Consider the following 22,517-nt stretch of genomic DNA (forward strand, 5'->3'; position numbering starts at 1 on the left):
CTCGTCGAGGTGGCCCGTTCCGTCGTTCCGGGAGGCGCGGGTCGGCTCAGTCGACCAGGTCGCCCACCACGACGGGTTCCGGCACGAGCGCGACCCCGAACCGGTTGAGGACGGTCACCTGGACGTACCGGGCGAGCTCGGCCACCTGCGCGGCGGTCGCTCCCCCGCGGTTCGTCAGCGCCAGCGTGTGCTTCGACGAGATGCCGGCGCGGGACCCGGGGACCGCGTAGCCACGGTGCACGCCGGCGTGCTCGATGAGCCACGCGGCGCTGAGCTTCACGTCCTCGCCAGCCGGCCACCGCGGTGCCTCGGCCGGCAGCGTCTCGGCGAACTCGGGCGACACGATCGGGTTCGTGAAGAAGGACCCGGCACTCCAGGTGTCCGGGTCGTCGGCGTCGAGGACCATGCCCTTCGACCCGCGCAGCCGCAGGACCTCGGAGCGGACGGTCGACGGTTCCACGAGGGACCCGAGCTCCACGCCGAGCGACCCGGCGAGCTGGGCGTAGCGGACCGGCACCCCGTCGGACGAGGCGGTCCCGAGCCGGAACTCCACCGTCAGCACCACACCCCGGCGTCCGTGCTTGAGCGTCGACGTGCGGTAGCCGAGCGCCAGCTCGGCCGCAGGCACCCACGCGCGCTCCCCCGTGACCGCATCGAGGAACTCGATCGCGGTGAGCACGTCGGAGAGCTCGACCCCGTAGGCGCCGATGTTCTGCACGGGGGCGGCACCGACCGTTCCCGGGATGCCGCTCAGCGCCTCCAGGCCGGTCCAACCGTTCTCGACGGTCGTGGCGACGAACGCGTCCCACGGTTCACCGGCCGCGACGCGGACGGTGACGCCGTCGGCGTCGGCCGCAGACTCGACGCCGGTCGTCCGTACGAGCACGACGGTGCCGTCGAAGCCGTCGTCGGCGACCAGGACGTTGCTGCCGCCGCCGAGGACGAGCCACTCGCTGTCCTCCCACGCGGTGAAGGCGGCGGCGACCAGCTCGCCCGTCGTCGTCGCCGTGAGCAGCCGAGCGGCCGGCCCACCGACCCGCAGGGTCGTGAGGTCGGCGAGCACCGGAGCCGACACGGTCAGCGGAACGCCACCGTGACCTGCGCCTTGCCGAGCACGGTCTGCCCGCCGGCGGTCACGGTGAGGTCGATGCGCTGCGGTCGGCCGTCCTCGTCGACGGTGCCGACCTTCGCGACGACGCCGACGGTCGCGCCCTGCTCGGGGTCGACGACCACGGGACGCGTGAAGCGCACGCCGTAGCGGACGACCCAGCCACGGTCGCCGAGCCATTCGGAGACCGGCTGCACGGCGAGGCCCATCGTGAGCATGCCGTGTGCCAGGACGCCGGGGAGTCCGACCGAGGCGGCGACGTCGTCGCGGTAGTGGATCGGGTTGAAGTCACCCGAGGCGCCGGCGTAGCGGACGAGCGAGTCACGGGTGAGGTGGACCTCGCGCTCGGCGACGACGGTGCCGACCTCGAGCGCGGTCACGGGTGCGGCGGTCATGCGTCGTCCCCCCGGACCACGAGGGTGGAGGTCGCGGTGACGACGTGCTCCCCCGCGGCGTCCTGCATCGTGCTCTCGGCGGTCACCATGGCGTTGCCGCCGAGCGTCTTCACGCTCGTGACGGTCAGCGTCGCGGTCAGTTCGTCGCCGGCGACGATCGGCCGGTCGTACGTGAAGGCCTGCTCGCCGTGGACGACCCGCGAGAAGTCGATGCCGGCGTCCGGCTCGGCGAGGAGCTGGGCGAGCGTGGCCTCCTGCACGACGACCGCGAAGGTCGGCGGTGCGACGACGTCGTCGTAGCCGGCGGCACGGGCCGCCTCGGGCTCGTGGTGGATCGGGTTCGTCGCGAACACGGCACGCGAGAACTCGCGCACCTTCTCACGACCGACCAGGTAGGGCTGGGCCGGCGGGAACGTCCTGCCGACGAGCTCGGGGTTCACAGACACGTGCGGCAGTCTACCGACGCTGCTCGGGGGCCCGTCCTCGGGTGCTGTCCTCCGGGGTCTGCCTTCTGGGGTCTGTCCTCTTGGGTCTGTCTTTGCTGAGCATGCATCGGCTATGCTCGGCGGGCGCGGTTCGGGGGGACCACTGCGACGCACGAACCGATGACGACTCCGGGGATGGGGAGGAACGATGGACGCGACGACCGAGTTCGCCGTGCACACGGGAGACCGGTGCACCGCCATGGAGGTCGCCGGCGCAGCACTCCGCCGCACCGGGCACCAGGTCGAGTCGACCGGCGGGACGCTGACCGCCACGACGGGCAGCCGGGTGCTGACGATCCTGCTCGGGGCGCTCGTGCACCCCTCGCGGGAGTTCCGGCGCTACGAGCTCTCGACGACCGTCTCGGGGACGTCGACCACGATCACGCTGCGGCACGCGGGGCACGGCACCGCGGTGTCCGGCGGAGGCATCGGCGCCGGTCGGCGGCAGTCCGCGTGGCAGCACGTGAACGCGACCCTGGAGCGGGCGCTCCGCTCCGCCGGGGTCCTCGTGGCGCGCACGGAGCACCGCCCGTTCTGAGCGCCGCGGGGCACGGCGCGAGTTTCGCGGTCAGCGACACCTCACGCGCCGACGAGCCCGTGAGGTGTCGCTGACCGCGAAACCCGGAGTCGGCGCAGGGGGTCCGGTGCTCGAGCCGCGCGCGCATGCCGCAGCGCGCATGAGCCGCGCGCGGCGCCCGGGAACGACGAAAGCCCGGCGAGCCGATCGCCGGGCTTGCAGTAGCGAGGGCGGGACTTGAACCCGCGACCCCACGATTATGAGTCGTGTGCTCTAACCAACTGAGCTACCCCGCCAAGGATCCGGAGCGGCGTACCGCTCCGAGTCGGAGCCCCGAGTCAGGATTGAACTGACGACCCCTTCCTTACCATGGAAGTGCTCTACCACTGAGCTATCGGGGCATGTGCCGCGAACGGCACCACACGAGGATAGCAGACCGGCGACGGTGCTCAGGAACCGGGACGACGCCCGGGCGTGCCGCGCCGGACCGCTAGTTCGCGTTGGCCTTGAGCCACGCCAGCGGGTCCACCGGGACCCCGTCGACGTGCACCTCGAGGTGCAGGTGCGGGCCGGTCGAGTTGCCGGTGCTGCCGACGAGACCGAGCTCGTCGCCGACCTCGACCTGCTGGCCCTTGACGACCTTGAAGGAGTTGTCCTCCATGTGGCCGTAGACGCTGGTGAACTGCTTGCCGTCGACCTCGTGCTCGACCCAGACGTCGTTGCCGAAGCCGCCGTCGTCCGCCTGCACCTTGGTCACGGTGCCGGCCGCGATGACCCGGATCGGGGTGCCCTCGCCGGGGGCGAAGTCGACGCCCATGTGGTTCGTCGAGCAGAACGAGCAGCCCTCGACCTGGCGGCCGCCGAACCCGGAGGTGATCGGCACGCCCGTCAGGAACGGCCACTGGATCGTGCCGTTCGGGTCGTTCGTGAAGCTCGACGAGTCGACGTTCTTGTACTGCGTCGCGCTCGACACCGAGTACTGGTCGCGGTTCGTCTCGGCGTCCGTCGCGCCCGAGCCGACTCGCAAGGACTGGGTCGCGCCGGCCGCGGTGCTGCGACCCGAGGTGGCGTCGGTCTCCGGCATCCAGAACGCCTGCGCCGGCAGCGAGGTGGAGACGACGAGTCCGGCGGCGAACAGCAGCGCGCCCACGGCCGTCACCCGCGACGCGGCACGACGGAAGGACGCACCCTGCTTCTTCGGGGCGACCACCGGTGCGGTGGCGGCGGACGGCCCGGCACCGAGGTGGCGGGTGGCACGGTCGACGTGCAGGGTCGCGGTCCCGCCGGTGCGGACGGCGCGTGCCGGGCGACGCGACGCCGGCACCTGGCCGAGCACCCGACGGGTCGAGGACGCGACCGGAGCGGTCGGCGTCGCAGCGGTAGCCGGGGCGACGACGGGTGAGGCCGGCGCCGGCGGCGTCACGGGCGCAGCGGTCGCGGCCGGCATCGCCGGCGACGACGGCGCGAAGTCGATCGGGGACGCCGGGGCCGGCGGCGTCACGGGGGTCACCGGCGTGGGCGTCACCAGGTCGTCGAAGGACGGACTGGAGGCAGTGCCCGCCCCCGCCACGACCGTCGCCTGCTCGACACGGTCACCCCCGGCGACTGCTGCTGCAGCTGCTCGCTCCGCCTCGATGCGTGCCCGTCGGGTGCGGTGGACGACCGGTGTCGGTGCGTTCACGGGGCCGTCGGTCTGCACGGGCGAGAGGGAGGAGGGGGGCATGCGTCGGTGAGGATCCTGATCGGGGCGAAGTGCGCTCGTTGGTAACGAGCAGATAACGGGACTGGAGAACGGTAGCAAATGCCCTACCGGGTTTCCAGTCCTGGTCATGACCACAGGACTCCCCCAGATCGTGGGACCTCCCGCGTCAGCCGGCGAGGACGGACCCCTCGAGCCGCTGCAGCAGGTCGGCCAGCTCGTCGACGACCGTGGGGCTCGCGAACAGGAAGGACCGCGTCCCGCCGGCGTCCCAGATGCGGGTCTCGGCGCCGGCCTCCCGCGCCACGATCGACCCGGCGGCCATGTCCCACGGGTTGATCCCCCGCTCGTAGTAGGCGTCCACCGTGCCCGCGCCGACCGCGCAGCAGTCGAGCGACGCAGCACCCCCGCGGCGGATGTCCCGGACCTCGCCGATCAGCCCGGCGAGCACCGCGACCTGCTCCCGGCGGCGGTCGGCGGTGTACCCGAACCCGGTGGCGACGAGGGTCTCCGCGAGGGAGGCCGGAGCACTCACCCGCAGGGGGATCCCGTCGCGCGTCGCACCACCGCCCGCCACCGCGCGGTGGACGACGCCGGTCGCCGGGGCCACGACGACGCCGGCAACGGGTTCCCAGGTCGTCGGGTCGGCCTCGCCGCGGACGACCCCGATGCTCACCCCGTACTCGGGGCTGCCGTAGAGGTAGTTCACCGTGCCGTCGATGGGGTCGACCACCCAGGTCGTGCCGGACGTGCCGGCCCCGGTGCCGGACTCCTCGCCGAAGAACGCGTCGTCCGGCCGGGCCTCGGCGATGCGGGCGCGGATGAGGGCCTCGACCTCGCGGTCGGCAGCGGTGACGACGTCGACGATGCTCGACTTCCGGTCGGCGACCTCGACCCCCTCGGCGCGTCGGCGGGCGGCGAGGGCGGCGGCCTCGCGGGCGATCGACGCGGCGAGGTCGGCGTACTGGGACGGGGTCGGCACGGAGGTCATCCACCGATCCTGCCAGGAACGACGAAAGCCCCGTCCGAGGACGGGGCTTTCGACGATTGCGTGGCAAGTGAGGGATTCGAACCCCCGAAGGCTACGCCGGCTGATTTACAGTCAGATCCCTTTGGCCGCTTGGGTAACTTGCCATGTGCGCACCCGGCCCGTGTAGTCACCAACCGAAGGCGCGCATGAAAGCATAGCGGATCGGAGACGGTGTTCGTGACCACCGTGAGCCGACCCGTGGGTGCCGAACCGCGCCTCCCGTCCGCCGTTAGGCTGTCCGGCATGGCAGACAGTTCCTTCGACGTGGTCAGCAAGGTCGACAAGATGGAGGCGGAGAACGCCCTCAACCAGGCCTCCAAGGAGATCGAGCAGCGGTACGACTTCAAGGGTGCCGACGCCTCGGTCGCGTTCAGCGGTGAGGACGTCCTCATCAAGGCGAACTCCGAGGAGCGCGCGAAGGCCGTCCTCGACGTCCTGCAGAGCAAGGCGATCAAGCGGAACATCAGCCTGAAGAGCCTCGACGCCGGCGACCCGTACCCCTCGGGCAAGGAGTACCGCATCGAGGTGAAGTTCAAGAACGGCATCGAGCAGGACGTGGCGAAGAAGATCGGCGCCTTCCTCCGTGCGAACGCCCCCAAGACGGTGAAGAGCCAGATCCAGGGCGACGAGCTCCGCGTCTCGTCGAAGAGCCGCGACGACCTGCAGAACACGATCCAGCTCCTCAAGGGTGAAGAGTTCGACGTGCCGCTGCAGTTCATCAACTTCCGCTGACGCGCCGCCCGCCGCCTTGGAGCACTGGCTCAGCGTCACCATCACCGTCCTGCTCGTCCTGCTGGACCTGGCGATCCGCGTCTTCTCGATCATCTACGTCCCGATCAACCGGAAGCCGCAGACCGCGACGGCGTGGTTGCTCGCGATCTTCCTCATCCCCTACGTCGGGTTCATCGTCTTCCTCGTCATCGGGTCGACGAAGCTCCCGCACGCCCGGCGTGAGAAGCAGACCGAGATCAACGCGTACATCCTCGAGCAGACCGAGGGCATCGAGCGGGTCCGCCGTGACCACCCGTGGCCGCTGTGGCTCGAGAGCATCACGACGCTGAACCGCGAGCTCGGCGCCATGCCCCTCGTCGGCGGCAACTCCGCCGAGCTCTACCCGGACTACGAGGAGTCCATCGCCGAGATGACCCGGGCGATCGACGACGCCCGGCGGTTCGTGCACGTCGAGTTCTACATCGCGACGATCGACGACACCACGCGGCCGTTCTTCGACGCCCTCGCCCGCGCCCAGGCCCGCGGGGTCTCGGTGCGGTTCCTGCTCGACCACTGGGCCAGCCGCGGGTACCCCGGCTACAAGGAGACGCTGGCGTTCATGGACGACGCCGGCATCGAGTGGCACCTCATGCTGCCGCTGTTGCCGCTGCAGGGGAAGTTCCAGCGCCCCGACCTCCGCAACCACCGGAAGATCATGGTCATCGACGGCTCGGTGGCCTTCACCGGGTCGCAGAACCTCATCGACAGCTCGTACGACCTGCAGTCCCACATCGACAAGGGCATGGTCTACAAGGACCTGTTCGCCCGCTTCGAGGGCCCGGTCGTCGCCGGCCTCAACGCCCTGTTCGTCACCGACTGGTACAGCGAGACCGACGAGCTGCTGCTGCGCGAGAGCGATCCCGTCCAGCGTGCCGACCGTGGCGACGCCCTGGACTGCCAGGTCGTCCCGTCCGGCCCGGGCTTCGACGGCGAGAACAACCTGCGCCTCTTCAACGCGCTGCTCTACTCGGCGCAGAAGAAGGTGTCGATCACGTCGCCGTACTTCGTGCCGGACGACTCGATGCTCTACGCCATCACGACGACGGCGCAGCGTGGGGTCGAGGTCGAGCTGTTCGTCGGCGAGATGGGCGACCACGCGATGACCTGGCACGCCCAGCGCTCCTACTACGAGGGGCTGCTGCGGGCCGGCGTCAAGATCTGGCTCTACCGGGCGCCGACGATCCTGCACGCGAAGCACTTCACGATCGACGACGAGGTGTCGGTGATCGGGTCGAGCAACATGGACATGCGGTCCTTCAGCCTGAACCTCGAGGTCTCGGTGATGGTGCGCGGCAAGCGGTTCGTCGACGCCCTGCGTGAGGTCCAGGACGCCTACAAGGAGCACAGCTTCGAGCTCCGGTTGGACTCGTGGCTCGGTCGCCCGCGTCGGTCCCAGGTGCTCGACAACGTCGCGCGGCTCACGGCGGCGCTGCAGTAGGGTCCCGCGCGGCCGGTGCGCGCCCTCGCACCGTTCGGGCGGACGGGAGGCGCGGCTCGGCCCCGCCTCGCACCGTGCGAGGGTGCTCCGCTCGGCAGCGCGGGTCAGCGCAGCGGGACGAGTCCGCTCAGCGTCGCGGTCAGCCGCTCGAGCGGTCCGCGCCCGAGGAACGTCCTCCACAGCATCGCGAAGAGCACCGACCCGACGGCGAACCACGCCCAGGCCGCGCCGGAGTCGGGGTACCCGGGCAGGAGTGCCAGCACGACGAGGTGCCCCGCGTAGACGGTGAGCGGCATCGACCCGACCGCGGCGAGCGGGAACGCGATCCGCTCCGCGAGACGCCCGTGCCCGTGCTCGTGCCCGTGTGGGCGCCCGTCGAAGAGCAGCGTGCACAGGGCGATCACCGCGACCGCGACACCCGCAGTGCCGACCACGTCGACGATCGACGACGAGTGGTCGCGCGGCGACAGGAAGAGCTGCGCGACGGCCGCTGACGAGGAGTTCCCCTGCCCGGCGTACGGCACGCCGGGGAACGCCTGCACGGCGTCGACGGGCACCGGGGCGAGCAGGTTCCCGACCACGTAGGCGGCGGTGGCGACCACTGCGCCGGACGCGAGGAGCGCGACCTGGCGGCCACGTTCCTCCAGGCCCGCCCGCGCGACCGCGAGACCGACCAGGACGTACGCCATGAAGGTGACCACGGGGTAGACCAGTCCGAGCTGGACCTCCCACATGCCCGCGTCCGCGTAGAGCGGCACGATGCCCAGCGCGACGACGGGCGAGGCCACCGCACACGCCGCGGCGAGCACGAGCAGCCACCGGGCACGGACCCGCAGGACCGGGACGGCCAGCAGGAAGAGGGCGCCGTACGTCGGCAGGATCACGTAGACCGGGGTCTGCAGCGCCATCAGGAGCAGGCCGATCGCGACGACGACCGCCGCGCGGATCGCGAGCCGGGCACGGATCCGGCCGATCGTCGGCGGACCCGGCGGCGTGGTCCGGCCGCTCGTCAGTCCGATCGAGACGCCCGCGAGGACGGCGAACAGCGACGAGGAACGACCGTGCGCCACGGCGGCCCAGGTCCCCGGGTCGGACCAGTCGACCTGGTCGGCGATACCGCCGACGTGTGTCGCCATCATGCCGAGGAGCGCCAGGGCCCGCGCGACGTCGACGCCCTGCAGACGGACGCCGGAGACGGGCACGCCCCGCAGCGCGGTGGGCGGTGCGGGGCGTGCGGTCGACATGGCGGTCGGCGTCAGCTGGTGCGTGCGTCGGCAGAGTGCTCGGCGTCGGCATCGGCGTCGGCGGTGCTGGCGCTGGCGCTGTGCGCAGCGTCGACGGTGCGTCCCAGCGACACCTCGACCATCTCGTCGCGCGGGACCACCTTGATGCGCTCGCGCCCCTCGGCCTCGCCGAGCGCGAGCTCGTGCGCGTCGAGGTTGTGCCAGCCGTCGAGGTCGGTGTAGGCGACGCCGCGCGCAGCGAGCAGTGCCGGGACGGCGCCGTCGGACGGGTCCTCCGGGGTCCACCAGCTCGCCTGTTCGTTGACGATGTGCTGCACGGTCTCCATCGCGTCGGACTTGGTGTGCCCGATGAGGCCGACCGGCCCGCGCTTGATCCACCCGGTGGCGTAGACGCCCGGGATCTGCTGGTTGTCGTCGTCGAGGACCTGGCCCTCGTGGTTCGGGATGACCCCGTGGCGAGCATCGAACGGCACGCCCGGCAGCGGCGAGCCGAAGTACCCGACCGCGCGGTACGCCGCCTGGATCGGGATCTCGCGGACCTCACCGGTGCCCTCGACGCCACCCTGCCCGTTCGGACGGGTGCGCTCGTAGCGGATGGCGGTGAGCTTGCCGTCCTCGCCGACGAACTCGAGGGGCTTCGCGTAGAAGTGCAGGTGCAGGCGGCGGCTCGCCTGCCCGGTCTCGCGGGTGCGCCACTGCTCGAGCACGCGGTTCATCACCATGACCTGCTTGTTCGTCGCGATGGCGTTCTTCGAGGCCTCGTCGTGGTCGAAGTCCTCGTCGTAGACGATCATGTCGACGTCGCGCAGCTCGCCGAGCTCACGGAGCTCGAGCGGCGTGAACTTCACCTGGGCGGGACCGCGCCGGCCGAAGACGTGCACGTCGGTCACCGGCGAGGCCTTGAGGCCCTCGTAGACGTTCGCCGGGATCTCGGTCGGCAGGAGGTCGTCGGCGTGCTTCGCCAGGATGCGCGAGACGTCGAGGGCGACGTTGCCGTTGCCGATCACCGCGACGCTCGAAGCCTCGAGCGGCCAGGTGCGCGGGACGTCGGGGTGCCCGTCGAACCAGCTGACGAACTCGGCCGCGCCGTAGGAGCCCTCGAGCTCGACACCCGGCACGTCGAGGTCGGCGTCCTTGATCGCCCCGGTGGAGAACACGACGGCGTGGTAGTGCTTGCGGAGGTCGTCGAGGGTGATGTCCTCGCCGAAGCGGACGTTGCCGAACAGCCGGACGACCCCGCGGTCGAGCACGTCCCGCAGCGCGTTGACGATGCCCTTGATGCGCGGGTGGTCCGGTGCGACGCCGTAGCGGACCAGGCCGTAGGGGGCGGGGAGTTGCTCGAACAGGTCGATCGACACGTCGTGGCCGTGGGCCTCGCGCAGCAGGATGTCCGCGGCGTAGATGCCGGCGGGGCCGGCGCCGACGATGGCGACTCGGAGGGTGGGCACTGATCGTCTCCAGTTTCGTTCGGGCGGGTTGCTCCCGATGGGCTGTCTCGCTGGGGTGGTGTTCGGTCCGGCGCTCGGGGCGTCCGGGTCAGCGGCTGCGTTCCACGACGGACTCGGCGAACCGGATCAGGGCCCGCTTCACCGTCCCGTCGGGGAGCGGTGCGAGCGCGTCGACCGCTTCCGTCGCCCACCGGACCGCGACGGCCCGGGTGGCGGCGGTGGCCTCGTGCTCGCGGAGTGCGGCGACCGCGGACTGGTACGGCGCGGAGTCGACCACGTCGTCCGGTGCCGCGTTCACGTCGCGCTCGATCCGTTCGAGGAGCGCGACGGCGTCCGGCGCGCCGGTCGCGGCGAGGCGGCGGAGCTGGAGCAGCGGGAGCGTGTCGACGCCGGCGCGCAGGTCGTTGCCGGCGATCTTGCCGGTCTTCGCCTTGGCCGGCGCGAGGTCGATGACGTCGTCGACCAGCTGGAAGGCCACGCCGACCTTCTCGCCGAACGTGCCGACGGCGTCGAGGTAGGACCGGTCGGCACCCGAGAACATCACGCCGGCACGGGCGGCCGTGGCGATGAGCGAGCCCGTCTTGTCGCTGAGCACCTGGATGTAGTGCTCGACCGGGTCGTCGTCGGGCTGCGGGCCCGTCGTCTCGTGGAGCTGCCCCATGCAGAGGCGCTGGAAGGTCTCGGCCTGCATCCGGATGCCCTCGGTACCGAGGTCGGCCGTGATCAGGCTGGCGCGTGCGAAGAGCAGGTCGCCGGTGAGGATCGCGACGTTGTTGCCGTACGTCACGTGCGCTGCCGGGACACCGCGGCGGACCGGGGCCTCGTCCATGACGTCGTCGTGGTACAGCGACGCCAGGTGCGTGGTCTCGATGCTGACGGCGGCCTTCACGACCGCGTCGGTCACGCCGTCGCCGAGCTGTGCGATGAGGAGGGTCAGCGTCGGACGGATCCGCTTGCCGCCCGCGGAGAGCAGGTACCGGCTCGTCGTGTCGGCGAGGGTGTCCGTCGAGCGCATCGCTTCTTCGAGGCCCTGCTCGACGAGCTCGAGCCCGTCGTCGACGGCCGAGATGAACCGACGCTCCGCCGGGGTCGCGAACAGGCGCTCGCCGATGCCCAACGATGCGCGGAGACTCGGTGCGCGACGTGCGACCGGGACGCTCGGGTTCAAGTGCTGCTCCGTGGTTCGGGGGTGGACCGGTCAGCCGGCGGTGGGCTCGGCGTCGGGCTGTTCAGCGCTGGGCTGGTCGGCGCTGGGCTGGCCGGCGCTGGGCTGGCCGGCGACCGGCTTGCCCAGGCTGGGCTGCTCGCCGGTGTGCTGGTGGGCACGACGGGCCTTCGCGCGGCGGGCCACTGATTCGCGGACCGGCTCGGCCACGGGCTTCCGACCACGGTGCAGCGCGACGATGCCCGCCGTCAGGTTCCGGTAGGCGACCATCGTGAAGCCGACACCGCGGAGCCACTGGCTGAGCACCTGCTGCTCGGGCCAGGCCTCGATCGACTCGGCCAGGTAGCGGTAGGCGGCCGGGTTGCTCGACGACAGGCGTGCGACACCGGGCAGGACGCGCTTGAGGTAGGCGCCGTACCCGAAGCGCAGGAGTGCGAGCGGCGGCGTGGAGAACTCGCAGATGACGACGCGGCCGCCGGGCTTGAGGACGCGGAGCATCTCGCCGAGTGCCTGCATCGGGTCGTTGACGTTGCGCAGGCCGAACGAGATCGAGACGGCGTCGAAGGAGTCGTCGTCGAAGGGCAGGTGCTCGGCGTCGCCCTCGACGAAGGTGATCTCGGGGTGCCGCTCGCGACCGACGGCGATCATGCCCGCCGACAGGTCGAGCGCGGTGACCTCGGCACCCTTCTTGGCGAAGGCCGCGGCGCTCGTGCCGGTGCCCGCGGCGATGTCGAGCACGCGCTCGCCGGGCTGGGGGTCGACCGCACGGACCGTCGCGACACGCCACAGCGGGGCGTTGCCCGCGGAGAGGATGTCGTTCGTGAGGTCGTACTTCGCGGCGACGTCGTCGAACATGGCCGCCACCTCGTCCGGCCGCTTGTTCAGGTCCGCTCTGCTCACCCACAACATCCTAGAGGTCCCGGCCGAGCGTTCCCCGGTCCGTCGTCCGATCGCGTGACGCGTACGATCGGAGCGTGACCCGAACCACCACGGCGGCCCCACCGCTGACGGTCTCGACCCGGATCCTCGACGACCCGGGCGCCGTCCTCCGCCACACCCTCCGGGACAGCCCGCTCGCGTTCGTCCGGAACGGTGACGGCATCGTCGGGATCGGCGAGGCGCTCCGCTTCACCTTCAGCGGCCCGGAGCGGATGCGCGAGGCATCGGCCGTCTGGCGCACGCTCGTGCAGGACGCCGTGGTCGACGACCCGGTGCAGCTCCGTGGGACGGGCCTGGTCGCGTTCGGCGCGTTCACGTTCGCGGACGACTCCGCCGAGACCAGCGTCCTCATCGTGCCACGCGTCGTGATCGGCCGGCGTCGCGGCAAGGCGTGGCTGACCGCGATCGACACCACCCCGGACCCGACACCCCTGACGTTCACCCGCACCTCGGCCCCGGTCCCCCGCGTCGGCGAGCACGTCTCCGTGCAGCTGACCCCCGGTCGGATCGACCCCGACGCCTACGCCGCGCGTGTCGCCGACGCCGTCCGACGGATCGCCGCGGGCGACGCCGAGAAGGTCGTCCTCGCCCGCGACCTCGTCGGGCAGCTCCCACCGGGCGCGGACCACCGGGCGCTCCTGCTCGACCTCGCCGCCGCCTACCCGCAGTGCGTGACCTTCGCGGTCGACGGGCTGGTCGGCGCCACCCCGGAGACCCTCGCCCGCACCGACGGCACGCGGCTGTCCGCCCGGGTGCTCGCCGGCAGCGCGGCCCGCGGCGCGGACGCCGTGTCCGACCGTGCCGCCGCCGAGGCCCTGGCCGCCAGCGCGAAGGACGTCGGCGAGCACGCGTTCGCGATCGACAGCCTGCTGGCCGCGCTCCGTCCGATCGCCACGGACCTCCGCGCCGACCCGGAGCCGTTCCGGTTGCAGCTGCCGAACCTGTGGCACCTCGCGACCGACGTGCAGGCGACGCTGCCGGTCGGCACGACCTCGCTCGACGTCGCGGACGTGCTGCACCCGACGGCCGCGGTGGCCGGCACCCCGACCGACGTCGCCGTCCGGCTCGTCGCCGAGCTCGAGGGCGCCGACCGTGGTCGCTACGCGGGCCCCGTCGGCTGGCTCGGGGCGAACGGGGACGGCGAGTGGATGCTCGCGCTCCGCAGCGCGCAGATCAGCGCGGACGGTGCGGTCCGGGCCTGGGCGGGTGCGGGGATCGTGGCGGGGTCCGACCCCGAGCGCGAGGTCGCGGAGACCGCGCTGAAGTTCCGCCCGATCGCCGACGCGCTGGCCTGACGCCGACGCAGCGCGGGGCGCAGACGCAGCGCCTGGCGCAGACGCAGCGCGGGTCGCCGACGCAGCGTTGGTCGGCGACGCAGCGCTGGTCGCCGACGCAGCGCTGCTCGCGCGGCCGGCTCACTCGGCCAGCGGCACCTCGATGACGACACGCTCGGCGGGGTCGGTGAGCACCTGCTCGAGGTCGCCCCACGTCGCGGCCCGCCGGTACTCCCACCCGAGGCCGGTCACCACGCGCTCGACGTCGACGTGCTGCGGCGTGGTCATCATCCGGCGCATGTCGGACTCGGGCGTGGTCGCGGCCACTTCGAGCCCCCGGAAGATCGCGCCGCCGGCGTCGTTCCCGACGATGACCTGCACGCGGTGGTGCGGTTCTTCGGTGCCGGTGACGAACGCCCCGACGTCGTGGAGCAGGGTGAGGTCGCCGAGCAGCACCCGGGTCGTCCCCACCGAGGCCGACGACCGTTCGAGCGCCGCCGCGATGCCGAGTGCGGTCGACACGGTGCCGTCGATGCCGGCGAGCCCGCGGTTGGCGTGCACCCGGATCGCCTTGCCGGCGACGTGCCCGTCGGCCGCGCGGATGATCTGCGACGCCCCGAGCACGAGCCGGTCGTGCGGCCAGGTCGCACCCCACACGGCGTCGGCGAGCATGGTCCGGTCGACGGGACGGCGGCGGAGGGCGACCTCGTCGCGGAGGAACTTGTTGCGCTCTGCCCGGTCCTCGGACCGCTTCGCGTCGAGGTCCGGTCCGGCGTCGCCGTCACCGAGGAGCGCGCGACTCGTCGCCACCCAGCGCCCCACCCACGCACGGTGCTCCGGCCGGGTGCGGCCCGTCACGCGGACGTCGGACACGAAGGTGGTCGGGGCGTCGGGCCGGGAGGCGCGGGCCGGGTCGAACGGATCGGCCGCCGGTGAGCGGACCACGATCGTCTCGACGTCGTCGCGCTGCAGGAGCGCGGGGACCTCACGGCTGAGGGTCGGGTGGCCGAGCACGACGGCGCGGCGGACCGCGCCGCCGAACGCCGGGTCGCGGAGGAGCTCGCGGTACGTCACGACGAGGTTCCGCCCGAAGCGCGCACCGCTCGACACCTCGGCGATGAGCGGCGCACCGAGCTCCCACGCGATGCGCTCGGCGTCGGCTCCGGCGTCGTGCCCGGCGATGACCACGGTCGCGGGCTCGTCGTCCGGCGCGAGCTCGATGACCGGCAGTCCGGAGTGCACGCGACTTGTGGCGAACGCGAGGTCGACCTCGTCGTCGGGGACCGCGTGGACGTCCTCGTCGCGGAGTCCGGCGGAGAGCGGCTCGCGGAGGGCCACGTTGAGCTGTACCGGACCGGGCTGTCCCTCGTGACCGGCGGCCGCGGCGACGGCCTGCCGGACGAGGGTCCGCACCGTGTCGACCGTGCTCGCGTCGACGCCGTGCGCTGCGGGCGCCTCGACGTCGCGCACGAAGTGGACGGCCGCGCCGAAGATGCCGGGCTGGACGGTGGTCTGGTTGCTGCCGATGCCCCGGAGCTCGTCGGGCCGGTCGGCGCTGACGACGATCATCGGGACGCCGGAGTGGTGCGCTTCGAGCACGGCGGGGTGCAGGTTCGCCACGGCGGTGCCGGACGTCGTCACGACCGCGGCGGGCCGACCGGACTCGACCGCCAGGCCGAGCGCGTAGAAGCCCGCGGTCCGTTCGTCGAGGCGGACGTGCACGCTGATGCCGCCGGCGCGCTCGAGGGCGGCGGCAGCGAGGGCGAGGGCCTGCGACCGTGACCCGGGGCTCACCACCACGTCGGTGACGCCGGCGCGGGCCAGTTCGGTCAGGAGCGCGAGGGCGAAGTCGGTCGCGGGGCTGCCGGAACCGGCGGGCCCGTCAGCGATCGGTGCGGCCTTCGTCGGGCCGCTGGTCCCGTTCGCCTCGTTCGCGGCGGCGGTCCCGCTCGCGGTCGCGGAACTGCTGTTCGAGGTCTCGGAGGGTCTCGTCGTCCTGGTCCTTGTCCGTGCGGTGCTGCTCGGGGCCGGACGGGCCACCGAGGAAGTCCGGGTCGTCTTCGGGTCCACGGTACCCGGACCCACCGCCGGGTTCGGTCGCCGGAGCACGGCCGAGCAGGAACCAGAGGACACCGCCGAGCACGGGCAGGACGATCACGAGGAGGATCCAGACGCCGCGTCGGAGCGAGCGGACCCGCTGGCGGGGCATCGTGGCGCAGTCGATCACCGCGTACACCGTGAACGCCACGGCGGCCACGACGACGATCAACCACAGTCGGACCATGCCGTGAACACTACGTCCCGAGCCTGTGGGGTCCCTCCGCCTGCGCTCCCGACGGCCTGCGCTTCCGTAGACTTGCCGGGTGAAAGCGTGGCTCGTCTACACCCTGGCCCGTCTCGGCATCTTCGCCGCGGCCGTGGCGCTGCTCCTGTTGACCCCGATGCCCTGGTACTGGGCCGTGATCGTCGGCGCCCTGGTCGGCCTGCTGGTGTCGTACATCGCACTCGGGAAGCTGCGCGAGCAGGTCACGACGAGCCTGGCGAACCGCCGTGGCAAGCCCGAGCACGATGTGGACTCGGACTTCGAGGACGACTTCGTCGACACCGCCGACTCGGACGCGCCCGTCGCCCGTCCGGTCTCCGACGCCGACCGGCACGCGGCCCGTCGCGAGCACGACGAGGGCTGACCCGCCGCTACGGCAGGAGCGCCAGCGTGATGCCGAGCACCACGCCGAACACGAGCGACGCGAACGACGACAGCTGGAGCGCCGTGATGAGCTCGCGCGGCTTCCGTGACGACACCCCGATCGCGAGCGCCGGCAGGGCCAGCAGCAGCGAGAAGTACGTGAAGCCGGTGCGGAAGTAGAGCAGCACGAACCAGAGCAGCACCACGTACGGCAGCATCAGGAACAGCCCGTACAGCACCCGGGCGACCGGCCGTCCGACCACGACGGCGAGGGTGCGCTTGCCGGCGAGGCGGTCCTCGTCGATGTCGCGGATGTTGTTCACCATCAGGACGGCGCAGGCGAAGAAGCCGGCGGCGATCGCGGCCGCCCAACCGCTCGCCGTGACGTCGCCGATGAGCACGTACTCGGTGCCGAGCACCGCGACGAGCCCGAAGAAGACGAAGACGAAGACCTCGCCGAGGGCGTTGTACCCGTAGGGCTTCTTGCCACCGGTGTAGAACCACGCGGCGACGATCGCGGCGGCGCCGACGAGGAGCAGCCACCACAGCTGGGTGAGCACGACGATGACGATGCCGGCGACGGCGGCCAGGCCGAAGAACGTCAGTGCGACCGTCAGCACCGTGCGGGGTTTCGCGAGTCCGGCCCCGGTGAGGCGGGCCGGGCCGACGCGGAACTCGTCCGTGCCGCGCACGCCGTCCGAGTAGTCGTTGCTGTAGTTCACGCCGATCTGCAGGAACAGCGCCACGAGCAGGGCGAGGACCGCGATGAGGGCGCGCCCGTCCTTCGCCAGGTAGCTGCCGAAGTCGCCAGGCTCACCGCTGCCGACGAAGCCGACGGTGGTGCCCATCACGACGGGCACGACGCCGAGCGTCAGGGTGCGGAGCCGCGCGCCGCCGATCCAGTCGCGGGCCGTCGCCTTCCGCTTCGTGCGCGCGGGCGCCGCGGCCTTCGCCGGGTTGCCGGAGCGGCGCTTGGACTGCGTCGAGTTCTTCGTTCGTGCCACGGCCGTCCATCCTATTCGTCGGTGCCGGGCGCCACGGCCCGGACGGCTACGAAGACGCCGCGAGCTCCTGCGCCGCACGGCGGTCGGGTTTGCCGGACGCGAGCATCGGCACGGTGTCCACGAGGACGACGGCGGCCGGGCGGGCAGCTCGGCCGAGGGCCGCTCCGACGTGCTCACGGACGCGTTCGAGGTCGATCGGTCGCGCCGTCACGACGACCGGCACCTCGCCCCACTCCCCCGACACGCGTCGGGTGACCACCGCGGCGTCCTGCCCGGGGAGTTCCCGGACGAGCCGCTCGACGAGCCCGAGCGGGACCTTCTCTCCCCCGGAGATGACGACGTCGTCGAGGCGTCCGAGCACGCGGACGACCCCGTTGTCGGTGTCCGCGGCGTCACCGGTCCGGTACCAGCGGAGCCCGTCACGCTCGACGAAGGCCGCCGCCGTGCGGGCGTCGTCGCCGAGGTACCCCTCGGCGAGCATCGGCCCGTGCAGCCACAGCTCGCCGTCGACGACCGCGGTCCGGACGGTGCCGAAGGGCACGCCGTCGTACACGCAGCCGCCGCTCGTCTCGCTCGCGCCGTAGGTGGTGACGATCCGCACCCCGGCCGCCCGTGCCCGTTCGCGGAGCGGGGCCGGCGTGGCCTGGCCCCCGACCAGGACGGCGTCGAAGGACGTCAGCGCCCGCGTCGCACGGGCGTCGTCGAGCACGCGGGCGAGCTGCACCGGTACGAGCGAGGTGTACCGCCGCGGAGCCGCGGGGCCGGTGTCGAGCCGGTCCGCGGCGTCCGCGAAGGCCGCGGCGTCGAAGTGCCCCGGTGCCACCACGGCGGGCGTCGTCCCAGCAGCGATCGACCGGGTCAGGACGTTGAGGCCGGCGATGTAGTGCGTCGGCAGCGCCAGCACCCAACCACCCGGTCCGCCGAGCGCCGCGTCCGCGGCGGCGGCGCCGGCGAGGAGCGCCTCCGACGACAGCGCCACCCGCTTGCCCGTCCCGGTGGAGCCGCTCGTCTCGACCACCAGGGCGACCCGCTGCGGGACGTCGGCCGGAGCCGGTGTCGGCAGCGCCGGAGCGTCCTCGGCGACGGGGAGCAGCGCGGGGCCGCCGGCGAGTGCTGCCTCCAGGCCGTGCAGCACGCCCATCGGGTCCGACGCACCCAGGGTGACCAGCGGACGCGTCATCGGTCCGACCCGACCATCAGTAGTGCCAGGGGAACGCGGTCCACTCGGGCTTCCGCTTCTCGAGGAAGGAGTCGCGGCCCTCGACGGCCTCGTCCGTGCCGTAGGCCAGGCGGGTGGCCTCGCCTGCGAAGACCTGCTGGCCGACCAGGCCGTCGTCGACCGCGTTGAAGGCGTACTTGAGCATCCGGATGGCCGTCGGCGACTTGCCCAGGACGATCTCGCCCCACCGGATCGCCTCGCGCTCGAGGTCCTCGTGCGGCACGACCTTGTTCACCGCGCCCATCTCGTACGCGCGCTGCGCGGAGTACTCCTCGGCGAGGAAGAAGACCTCGCGCGCGAGCTTCTGGCCGATCTGCTTCGCGTAGTACGCGCTGCCGTAGCCGCCGTCGAACGAGCCGACGTCGGCGTCGGTCTGCTTGAACTTCCCGTGCTCCGCGCTCGCGATCGTGAGGTCGCAGATCGCGTGCAACGAGTGTCCGCCGCCGGCCGCCCACCCCGGGACGACCGCGATGACGACCTTCGGCATCATCCGGATGAGGCGCTGGACCTCGAGGATGTGCAGCCGACCCATCGACGCCTGCGCCGCGGCCGGGTCGACCCCCTCGGGCGGAGCGCCCTCGTCGCCGACGTACTGGTACCCGCTCCGACCGCGGATCCGCTGGTCGCCGCCGGAGCAGAACGCCCAGCCGCCGTCCTTCGGGCTCGGGCCGTTGCCGGTCAGCAGGACGACACCGACGCGGGGGTCCTGACGGGCGTCGTCGAGGGCACGGTAGAGCTCGTCGACGGTGCGCGGGCGAAAGGCGTTGCGGACCTCGGGACGGTCGAACGCGACGCGGACGATGCCCTGCGAGACGTGCTTGTGGTACGTGATGTCGGTGAACTGCTCCGCGATCGGAGCCGCGGTCCAGACGTCGGGGTCGAAGAGGTCGGAGACGGGAGCAGCCATGCCCCCAACGCTACCGCCGGGGCGGACCGGCTAGTTGCTCGTCCCGCTCGTCGCCGAGCCGCCCATGTCGGTGAGGAGCTCGGGCGCGACGATCACGAGCAGGACGATGAGGATCACCGGGTTCGCGAAGAACGCGACGACGACGCCGACGGCCCCGTACCACCGGCCGAACGACCCGACCGCGGCGACGAAGCCGAGCACCGCGGCGATGAGGGTCAGGAACACGACCACGAAGCAGATGCCCAACGCGAAGTCGGTGTCGCCGCCCATGAAGACGGCGAAGGCGCTGGCGTCCACCGCGGCCGAGACGACGGCCAACCCGAGCGCGATCTTGCCGACGACGGGATTGCGCTTCCGCCGGGCCGCCTGGCCCTGCTGGCGGACGTCGACGGTGTTGCGCTGCATGAGGCGGGCGAACTCGTCGGTGCCACGGCCGGGCGCACGAGCGGCAGCAGCGGGGGTGCCGCGGACCGGGGATGCGGCGGGCGACGCGGCACGCTGTGCGGGTGAGGCCGCGCGCTGCGACGGGGGCGTCGCTGCGCGCTGGGCCGGAGGCGTGACCGGGGGCTTCGACGCCGGCGTCGACGGACGTCCCGACGTGCGCTGCTGCGGATCCCGCGCCACCGAGCCTCCCTCGTCCGACCTGTCGGTGCTGCCGACCGGAAGCCGACCGATGCATGCTAATGCCCTGCCCTGGCGGTCCCCTCCGAGGAAGTGTGAGGTGCCCTGGACGTCGCGGACGGACACCGGCTGGGAGGATGGGACCGTGCTCCCCGACCTCGCCGACCTCCTCGCCGACGCCCACGTCGTCGCCCTGCCGATGCGCGTGCGCTTCCGCGGCATCACCGTGCGCGAGGCAGTGGTCCTGCGCGGACCGGCCGGCTGGACCGAGTTCTCGCCCTTCGTCGAGTACGACGACGCCGAGGCCGCCGCGTGGCTCCGCGGGACCATCGACTTCGGGTGGACCGAGCACGAGCCCGCCGCCGACTCCGTCCCGGTGAACGCCACCGTCCCGGCGATCGCACCCGACGAGGTCGCCCCGCTGCTCGCCCGGTACCCCGGCTGCACGACCGCGAAGGTGAAGGTGGCCGAACCCGGCACGACGGTCGACGACGACGTCGCGCGGGTCGCCGAGGTCCGACGGGTCATGGGCCCCGACGCCGCCGTCCGTGTCGACGCGAACGGGCTCTGGTCGGTGGACCAGGCCGCCGAGGCCCTCGAGCGTCTCGCCCCGTTCGGCCTGCAGTACGCCGAGCAGCCCTGCCGCACGGTCCCGGAACTGGCCGAGCTCCGGCACCGGATCGCGGGCCTCGACGTGCCCGTCGCCGCCGACGAGAGCGTCCGGAAGGCGTCCGACCCGCTCGCCGTCGCCCGGGCCGGGGCCGCCGACGTCCTGGTGGTCAAGGCGCAGCCGCTCGGCGGCATCACCGCCGCGCGCGCCGTCGTCGCGGACGCCGGGCTGCCCTGCGTGGTCTCCAGTGCGCTCGACACGTCGGTCGGGCTCGGGATGGGGGCGTTCCTCGCTGCGGCGGCGATGTCACCGGGCTACGCCGCGGGACTCGGGACGGCCGCGATGTTCACCTCGGACGTCTCCGCGTCGCCGATCCTGCCCGTCGGTGGACGCATCCCCGTCGCGCGCGCCGCGGTGTCGCGGGAGCTGCTGGACCGGAACGCCGCGTCGCCGGAGCGCACCGCGTGGTGGCTCGCGCGGCTCGAGCGCGTGCACGCGGTGCTCGCCGCCTGACGCGTCGCCGGGGGCGCGGCGCGCGGCGCGCGCCCCGCACGTGGCGCGCGTCGCGAAGTGGCACGACTCGCCGCTCGCGTCCGCCGAGATGTCCGAATCCGTCACGCTCGCACGTCGCGGACCGCACATCGCGCCACCTCGGCATCACGCCGACGGCGCGTCGTGACGCGTCGCCGAGGGCGCGCGGCGCGCGCGTCGCGCGCATCGCGGAGCGCTGCGCGCCTCGCCGAGATCGCACTTCCGACGGTGTCGCCGGGGCCCGGGCACCACGAAGTGCGATCTCACCCGCGGCCGGCGGCCGCCGTGCCGCGGACGGCAGTCCGGCCGGCGCCGGTGGGGACGACGCGGGTGCGGCCCGAGACGCGACCGGAGACGGACTGGAGGCGCGGTGCCAGCTGGCACCGCGCCTCCAGGACGACCGTGGTCGCGTCAGCGACGCACCCGACTCACAGACCCGAGTAGCTGTGCAGGCCCTTGAAAAACACGTTCACGACCGAGAAGTTGAACATCACCGCAGCGAAGCCGATGAGTGCCAGCCACGACGACCGCGCACCGCGCCAGCCGCGCGTCGCACGTGCGTGGATGTAGCCGGCGTAGACGACCCAGATGATGAAGGTCCAGACCTCTTTCGTGTCCCAGCCCCAGTAGCGGCCCCAGGCCCGCTCGGCCCAGATCGCACCCGCGATGAGGGTGAAGGTCCAGAGCACGAAGCCGACGAGGAGGACGCGGTAGGTGAGCACCTCGAGGCGGTCGGCGTCGGGCAGCGTCGCCATGAAGCGGAGCTTGCCGGTCGGACCGCGGCCCTGCCGGTAGGTCTGCACGAGCTGCGCGACCGCCAGGCCGGCGCCGAGCGCGAAGAAGCCGGTGCCGGCGATGGCCACGAAGACGTGGATGACGAGCCAGTACGACTCGAGCGCGGGCACGAGCGGGCGGACCGGCACGTAGTAGTTCACGGTGGCGATGCCGAGCAGGATGATCGTCAGGCCGGTGATGAACACACCGAGGAACTTGAGGTTCTGCCAGAGCTGCACGAGCAGGAAGATCAGGATGATCAGCGCCGTGCCGGTCAGCGAGAACTCGAACATGTTGCCCCACGGCACACGGTCGGCCGCGATGCCCCGGAGCACGACGGAGCCGACGTGCAGCACGAGCGCGAGGATCGTCATCGCCATGCCGACCCGCTCGAAACGGGTGCCACGACGCGAGCCCGAGTCGCCGTCGGAGGACTGCGCGACCTTCTCGAGGACGACGGTGCCGCCCCGGACGCTCGCGACGGTCTTCTCCGCCGTGCTGACCTGCGGCGCAGCGGTGCCGGCCGCGGCGGCCGCGACGTCGCCGGAGCGCTTCGCCATGTCGAGCGCGAACGCGATGAACGCGATGACGTAGACCGCCATCGCGGAGTACGTCAGCACGACCGAGTAGGTCGCGAGGTTCGTGGTCATGT

22 protein-coding genes and 3 tRNA genes are annotated in these 22,517 nt (G+C 72.4%); 6 read left to right on the forward strand and 19 right to left on the reverse strand.

Features of this window, described 5'->3' with window-relative positions:
• Positions 1 to 46 precede the first annotated feature (46 nt).
• From EDF64_RS03905 to EDF64_RS03915, 3 genes are read right to left on the reverse strand one after another with little or no spacing between them, the layout of a single operon-like run.
• Complete coding sequence (locus EDF64_RS03905; RefSeq protein WP_243736236.1) at positions 47 to 1,063, reverse strand: UDP-N-acetylmuramate dehydrogenase; 1,017 nt, start codon at positions 1,061 to 1,063, stop codon at positions 47 to 49.
• 14 nt (positions 1,064 to 1,077) lie between these two features.
• Positions 1,078 to 1,503: a MaoC/PaaZ C-terminal domain-containing protein gene (locus EDF64_RS03910; protein ID WP_133518771.1), complete on the reverse strand. Its 426-nt coding sequence runs from the start codon at positions 1,501 to 1,503 to the stop codon at positions 1,078 to 1,080.
• A complete protein-coding gene (locus tag EDF64_RS03915) occupies positions 1,500 to 1,949 on the reverse strand; it encodes a MaoC family dehydratase N-terminal domain-containing protein (protein ID WP_133518772.1) in 450 nt (149 codons plus the stop codon). The genes EDF64_RS03910 and EDF64_RS03915 overlap by 4 nt, the downstream gene beginning before the upstream one ends.
• A gap of 187 nt (positions 1,950 to 2,136) precedes the next feature.
• On the opposite strand from EDF64_RS03915, the gene EDF64_RS03920 reads away from it, so the two are divergent.
• Positions 2,137 to 2,526, forward strand: coding sequence for a hypothetical protein (locus EDF64_RS03920; RefSeq protein ID WP_133518773.1), 390 nt, complete (start codon positions 2,137 to 2,139; stop codon positions 2,524 to 2,526).
• A gap of 201 nt (positions 2,527 to 2,727) precedes the next feature.
• On the opposite strand, the gene EDF64_RS03925 is transcribed toward EDF64_RS03920, so the two are convergent.
• The 5 genes from EDF64_RS03925 to EDF64_RS03945 form a co-directional block, all read right to left on the reverse strand.
• Positions 2,728 to 2,801, reverse strand: a tRNA-Met gene (locus tag EDF64_RS03925).
• A gap of 33 nt (positions 2,802 to 2,834) precedes the next feature.
• Positions 2,835 to 2,906 (reverse strand) — tRNA-Thr (locus EDF64_RS03930).
• An 89-nt stretch (positions 2,907 to 2,995) separates the two neighbouring features.
• The gene (locus EDF64_RS03935) at positions 2,996 to 4,228 is read right to left on the reverse strand and encodes a M23 family metallopeptidase (RefSeq protein ID WP_133518774.1); all 1,233 of its coding nucleotides are present in this window, start codon (positions 4,226 to 4,228) and stop codon (positions 2,996 to 2,998) included.
• A 145-nt stretch (positions 4,229 to 4,373) separates the two neighbouring features.
• The gene (locus EDF64_RS03940) at positions 4,374 to 5,195 is read right to left on the reverse strand and encodes an inositol monophosphatase family protein (RefSeq protein WP_133518775.1); all 822 of its coding nucleotides are present in this window, start codon (positions 5,193 to 5,195) and stop codon (positions 4,374 to 4,376) included.
• Between the two features lie 61 nt (positions 5,196 to 5,256).
• Positions 5,257 to 5,338: transfer RNA gene (locus EDF64_RS03945), tRNA-Tyr, on the reverse strand.
• Positions 5,339 to 5,477: 139 nt separating this feature from the next.
• On the opposite strand from EDF64_RS03945, the gene EDF64_RS03950 reads away from it, so the two are divergent.
• Together EDF64_RS03950 and cls are read left to right on the forward strand one after the other, a co-directional pair.
• Entirely contained in the window at positions 5,478 to 5,966 is a 489-nt protein-coding gene (locus EDF64_RS03950; protein ID WP_133518776.1) for a YajQ family cyclic di-GMP-binding protein, read from the forward strand.
• A 16-nt stretch (positions 5,967 to 5,982) separates the two neighbouring features.
• Positions 5,983 to 7,443, forward strand: a complete 1,461-nt coding sequence (gene cls, locus EDF64_RS03955) for a cardiolipin synthase (RefSeq protein ID WP_133518777.1) — start codon at positions 5,983 to 5,985, stop codon at positions 7,441 to 7,443.
• Between the two features lie 104 nt (positions 7,444 to 7,547).
• Here the strand turns inward: cls and EDF64_RS03960 are convergent, their stop codons facing one another.
• The 4 genes from EDF64_RS03960 to EDF64_RS03975 form a co-directional block, all read right to left on the reverse strand.
• Positions 7,548 to 8,687 carry a heparan-alpha-glucosaminide N-acetyltransferase domain-containing protein gene (locus EDF64_RS03960; protein WP_133518778.1) on the reverse strand — a complete coding sequence of 380 codons (1,140 nt, stop codon included), beginning with the start codon at positions 8,685 to 8,687 and terminating at the stop codon, positions 7,548 to 7,550.
• 11 nt (positions 8,688 to 8,698) lie between these two features.
• Entirely contained in the window at positions 8,699 to 10,135 is a 1,437-nt protein-coding gene (locus EDF64_RS03965; RefSeq protein WP_243736237.1) for an FAD-dependent oxidoreductase, read from the reverse strand.
• 88 nt (positions 10,136 to 10,223) lie between these two features.
• Positions 10,224 to 11,303, reverse strand: a complete 1,080-nt coding sequence (locus EDF64_RS03970; RefSeq protein ID WP_133518779.1) for a polyprenyl synthetase family protein — start codon at positions 11,301 to 11,303, stop codon at positions 10,224 to 10,226.
• Between the two features lie 30 nt (positions 11,304 to 11,333).
• Entirely contained in the window at positions 11,334 to 12,200 is an 867-nt protein-coding gene (locus EDF64_RS03975) for a demethylmenaquinone methyltransferase (RefSeq protein ID WP_243736238.1), read from the reverse strand.
• A gap of 74 nt (positions 12,201 to 12,274) precedes the next feature.
• On the opposite strand from EDF64_RS03975, the gene EDF64_RS03980 reads away from it, so the two are divergent.
• Positions 12,275 to 13,534 carry an isochorismate synthase gene (locus tag EDF64_RS03980; RefSeq protein ID WP_133518780.1) on the forward strand — a complete coding sequence of 420 codons (1,260 nt, stop codon included), beginning with the start codon at positions 12,275 to 12,277 and terminating at the stop codon, positions 13,532 to 13,534.
• 120 nt (positions 13,535 to 13,654) lie between these two features.
• Here EDF64_RS03980 and menD read toward each other — a convergent pair whose 3' ends face one another.
• Together menD and EDF64_RS18585 are read right to left on the reverse strand one after the other, a co-directional pair.
• The gene (gene menD / locus EDF64_RS03985; protein ID WP_133518939.1) at positions 13,655 to 15,403 is read right to left on the reverse strand and encodes a 2-succinyl-5-enolpyruvyl-6-hydroxy-3-cyclohexene-1-carboxylic-acid synthase; all 1,749 of its coding nucleotides are present in this window, start codon (positions 15,401 to 15,403) and stop codon (positions 13,655 to 13,657) included.
• Complete coding sequence (locus EDF64_RS18585) at positions 15,396 to 15,797, reverse strand: PLD nuclease N-terminal domain-containing protein (protein ID WP_133518781.1); 402 nt, start codon at positions 15,795 to 15,797, stop codon at positions 15,396 to 15,398. The genes menD and EDF64_RS18585 overlap by 8 nt, the downstream gene beginning before the upstream one ends.
• A gap of 79 nt (positions 15,798 to 15,876) precedes the next feature.
• On the opposite strand from EDF64_RS18585, the gene EDF64_RS03995 reads away from it, so the two are divergent.
• Positions 15,877 to 16,200, forward strand: coding sequence for a DUF4229 domain-containing protein (locus EDF64_RS03995; protein ID WP_133518782.1), 324 nt, complete (start codon positions 15,877 to 15,879; stop codon positions 16,198 to 16,200).
• A gap of 7 nt (positions 16,201 to 16,207) precedes the next feature.
• Here the strand turns inward: EDF64_RS03995 and EDF64_RS04000 are convergent, their stop codons facing one another.
• From EDF64_RS04000 to EDF64_RS04015, 4 genes are read right to left on the reverse strand one after another with little or no spacing between them, the layout of a single operon-like run.
• A complete protein-coding gene (locus EDF64_RS04000) occupies positions 16,208 to 17,203 on the reverse strand; it encodes a 1,4-dihydroxy-2-naphthoate polyprenyltransferase (RefSeq protein ID WP_133518783.1) in 996 nt (331 codons plus the stop codon).
• A gap of 46 nt (positions 17,204 to 17,249) precedes the next feature.
• Positions 17,250 to 18,383, reverse strand: a complete 1,134-nt coding sequence (locus EDF64_RS04005) for an AMP-binding protein (protein ID WP_133518784.1) — start codon at positions 18,381 to 18,383, stop codon at positions 17,250 to 17,252.
• Between the two features lie 16 nt (positions 18,384 to 18,399).
• Positions 18,400 to 19,329 carry a 1,4-dihydroxy-2-naphthoyl-CoA synthase gene (locus tag EDF64_RS04010; RefSeq protein WP_133518785.1) on the reverse strand — a complete coding sequence of 310 codons (930 nt, stop codon included), beginning with the start codon at positions 19,327 to 19,329 and terminating at the stop codon, positions 18,400 to 18,402.
• A gap of 30 nt (positions 19,330 to 19,359) precedes the next feature.
• On the reverse strand, positions 19,360 to 19,953 hold the full coding sequence (locus EDF64_RS04015) for a hypothetical protein (protein WP_133518786.1): 594 nt from the start codon (positions 19,951 to 19,953) through the stop codon (positions 19,360 to 19,362).
• Positions 19,954 to 20,095: 142 nt separating this feature from the next.
• Here EDF64_RS04015 and EDF64_RS04020 point away from each other — a divergent pair, with 142 nt between their 5' ends.
• The gene (locus EDF64_RS04020; protein WP_243736239.1) at positions 20,096 to 21,073 is read left to right on the forward strand and encodes an o-succinylbenzoate synthase; all 978 of its coding nucleotides are present in this window, start codon (positions 20,096 to 20,098) and stop codon (positions 21,071 to 21,073) included.
• Positions 21,074 to 21,519: 446 nt separating this feature from the next.
• Here EDF64_RS04020 and ccsB read toward each other — a convergent pair whose 3' ends face one another.
• Positions 21,520 to 22,515: a c-type cytochrome biogenesis protein CcsB gene (ccsB, locus tag EDF64_RS04025; RefSeq protein ID WP_133518940.1), complete on the reverse strand. Its 996-nt coding sequence runs from the start codon at positions 22,513 to 22,515 to the stop codon at positions 21,520 to 21,522.
• Positions 22,516 to 22,517: the final 2 nt, after the last annotated feature.

Source organism: Curtobacterium flaccumfaciens, assembly GCF_004361695.1.
In the GTDB taxonomy this organism is placed as follows: Bacteria; Actinomycetota; Actinomycetes; order Actinomycetales; family Microbacteriaceae; genus Curtobacterium; species Curtobacterium flaccumfaciens_B.

What these genes read in the sequence shown, in the direction of transcription:
- EDF64_RS03940 (WP_133518775.1), bottom strand. Translation starts at nt 5,195, where the DNA reads ATGACCTCCGTGCCGACCCCGTCCCAGTACGCCGACCTCGCCGCGTCG.
- EDF64_RS03920 (WP_133518773.1), top strand. Translation starts at nt 2,137, where the DNA reads ATGGACGCGACGACCGAGTTCGCCGTGCACACGGGAGACCGGTGCACC.
- EDF64_RS18585 (WP_133518781.1), bottom strand. Translation starts at nt 15,797, where the DNA reads ATGGTCCGACTGTGGTTGATCGTCGTCGTGGCCGCCGTGGCGTTCACG.
- ccsB (WP_133518940.1), bottom strand. Translation starts at nt 22,515, where the DNA reads ATGACCACGAACCTCGCGACCTACTCGGTCGTGCTGACGTACTCCGCG.
- EDF64_RS03910 (WP_133518771.1), bottom strand. Translation starts at nt 1,503, where the DNA reads ATGACCGCCGCACCCGTGACCGCGCTCGAGGTCGGCACCGTCGTCGCC.
- EDF64_RS03960 (WP_133518778.1), bottom strand. Translation starts at nt 8,687, where the DNA reads ATGTCGACCGCACGCCCCGCACCGCCCACCGCGCTGCGGGGCGTGCCC.
- EDF64_RS03950 (WP_133518776.1), top strand. Translation starts at nt 5,478, where the DNA reads ATGGCAGACAGTTCCTTCGACGTGGTCAGCAAGGTCGACAAGATGGAG.
- EDF64_RS04005 (WP_133518784.1), bottom strand. Translation starts at nt 18,383, where the DNA reads ATGACGCGTCCGCTGGTCACCCTGGGTGCGTCGGACCCGATGGGCGTG.
- EDF64_RS03935 (WP_133518774.1), bottom strand. Translation starts at nt 4,228, where the DNA reads ATGCCCCCCTCCTCCCTCTCGCCCGTGCAGACCGACGGCCCCGTGAAC.
- EDF64_RS04010 (WP_133518785.1), bottom strand. Translation starts at nt 19,329, where the DNA reads ATGGCTGCTCCCGTCTCCGACCTCTTCGACCCCGACGTCTGGACCGCG.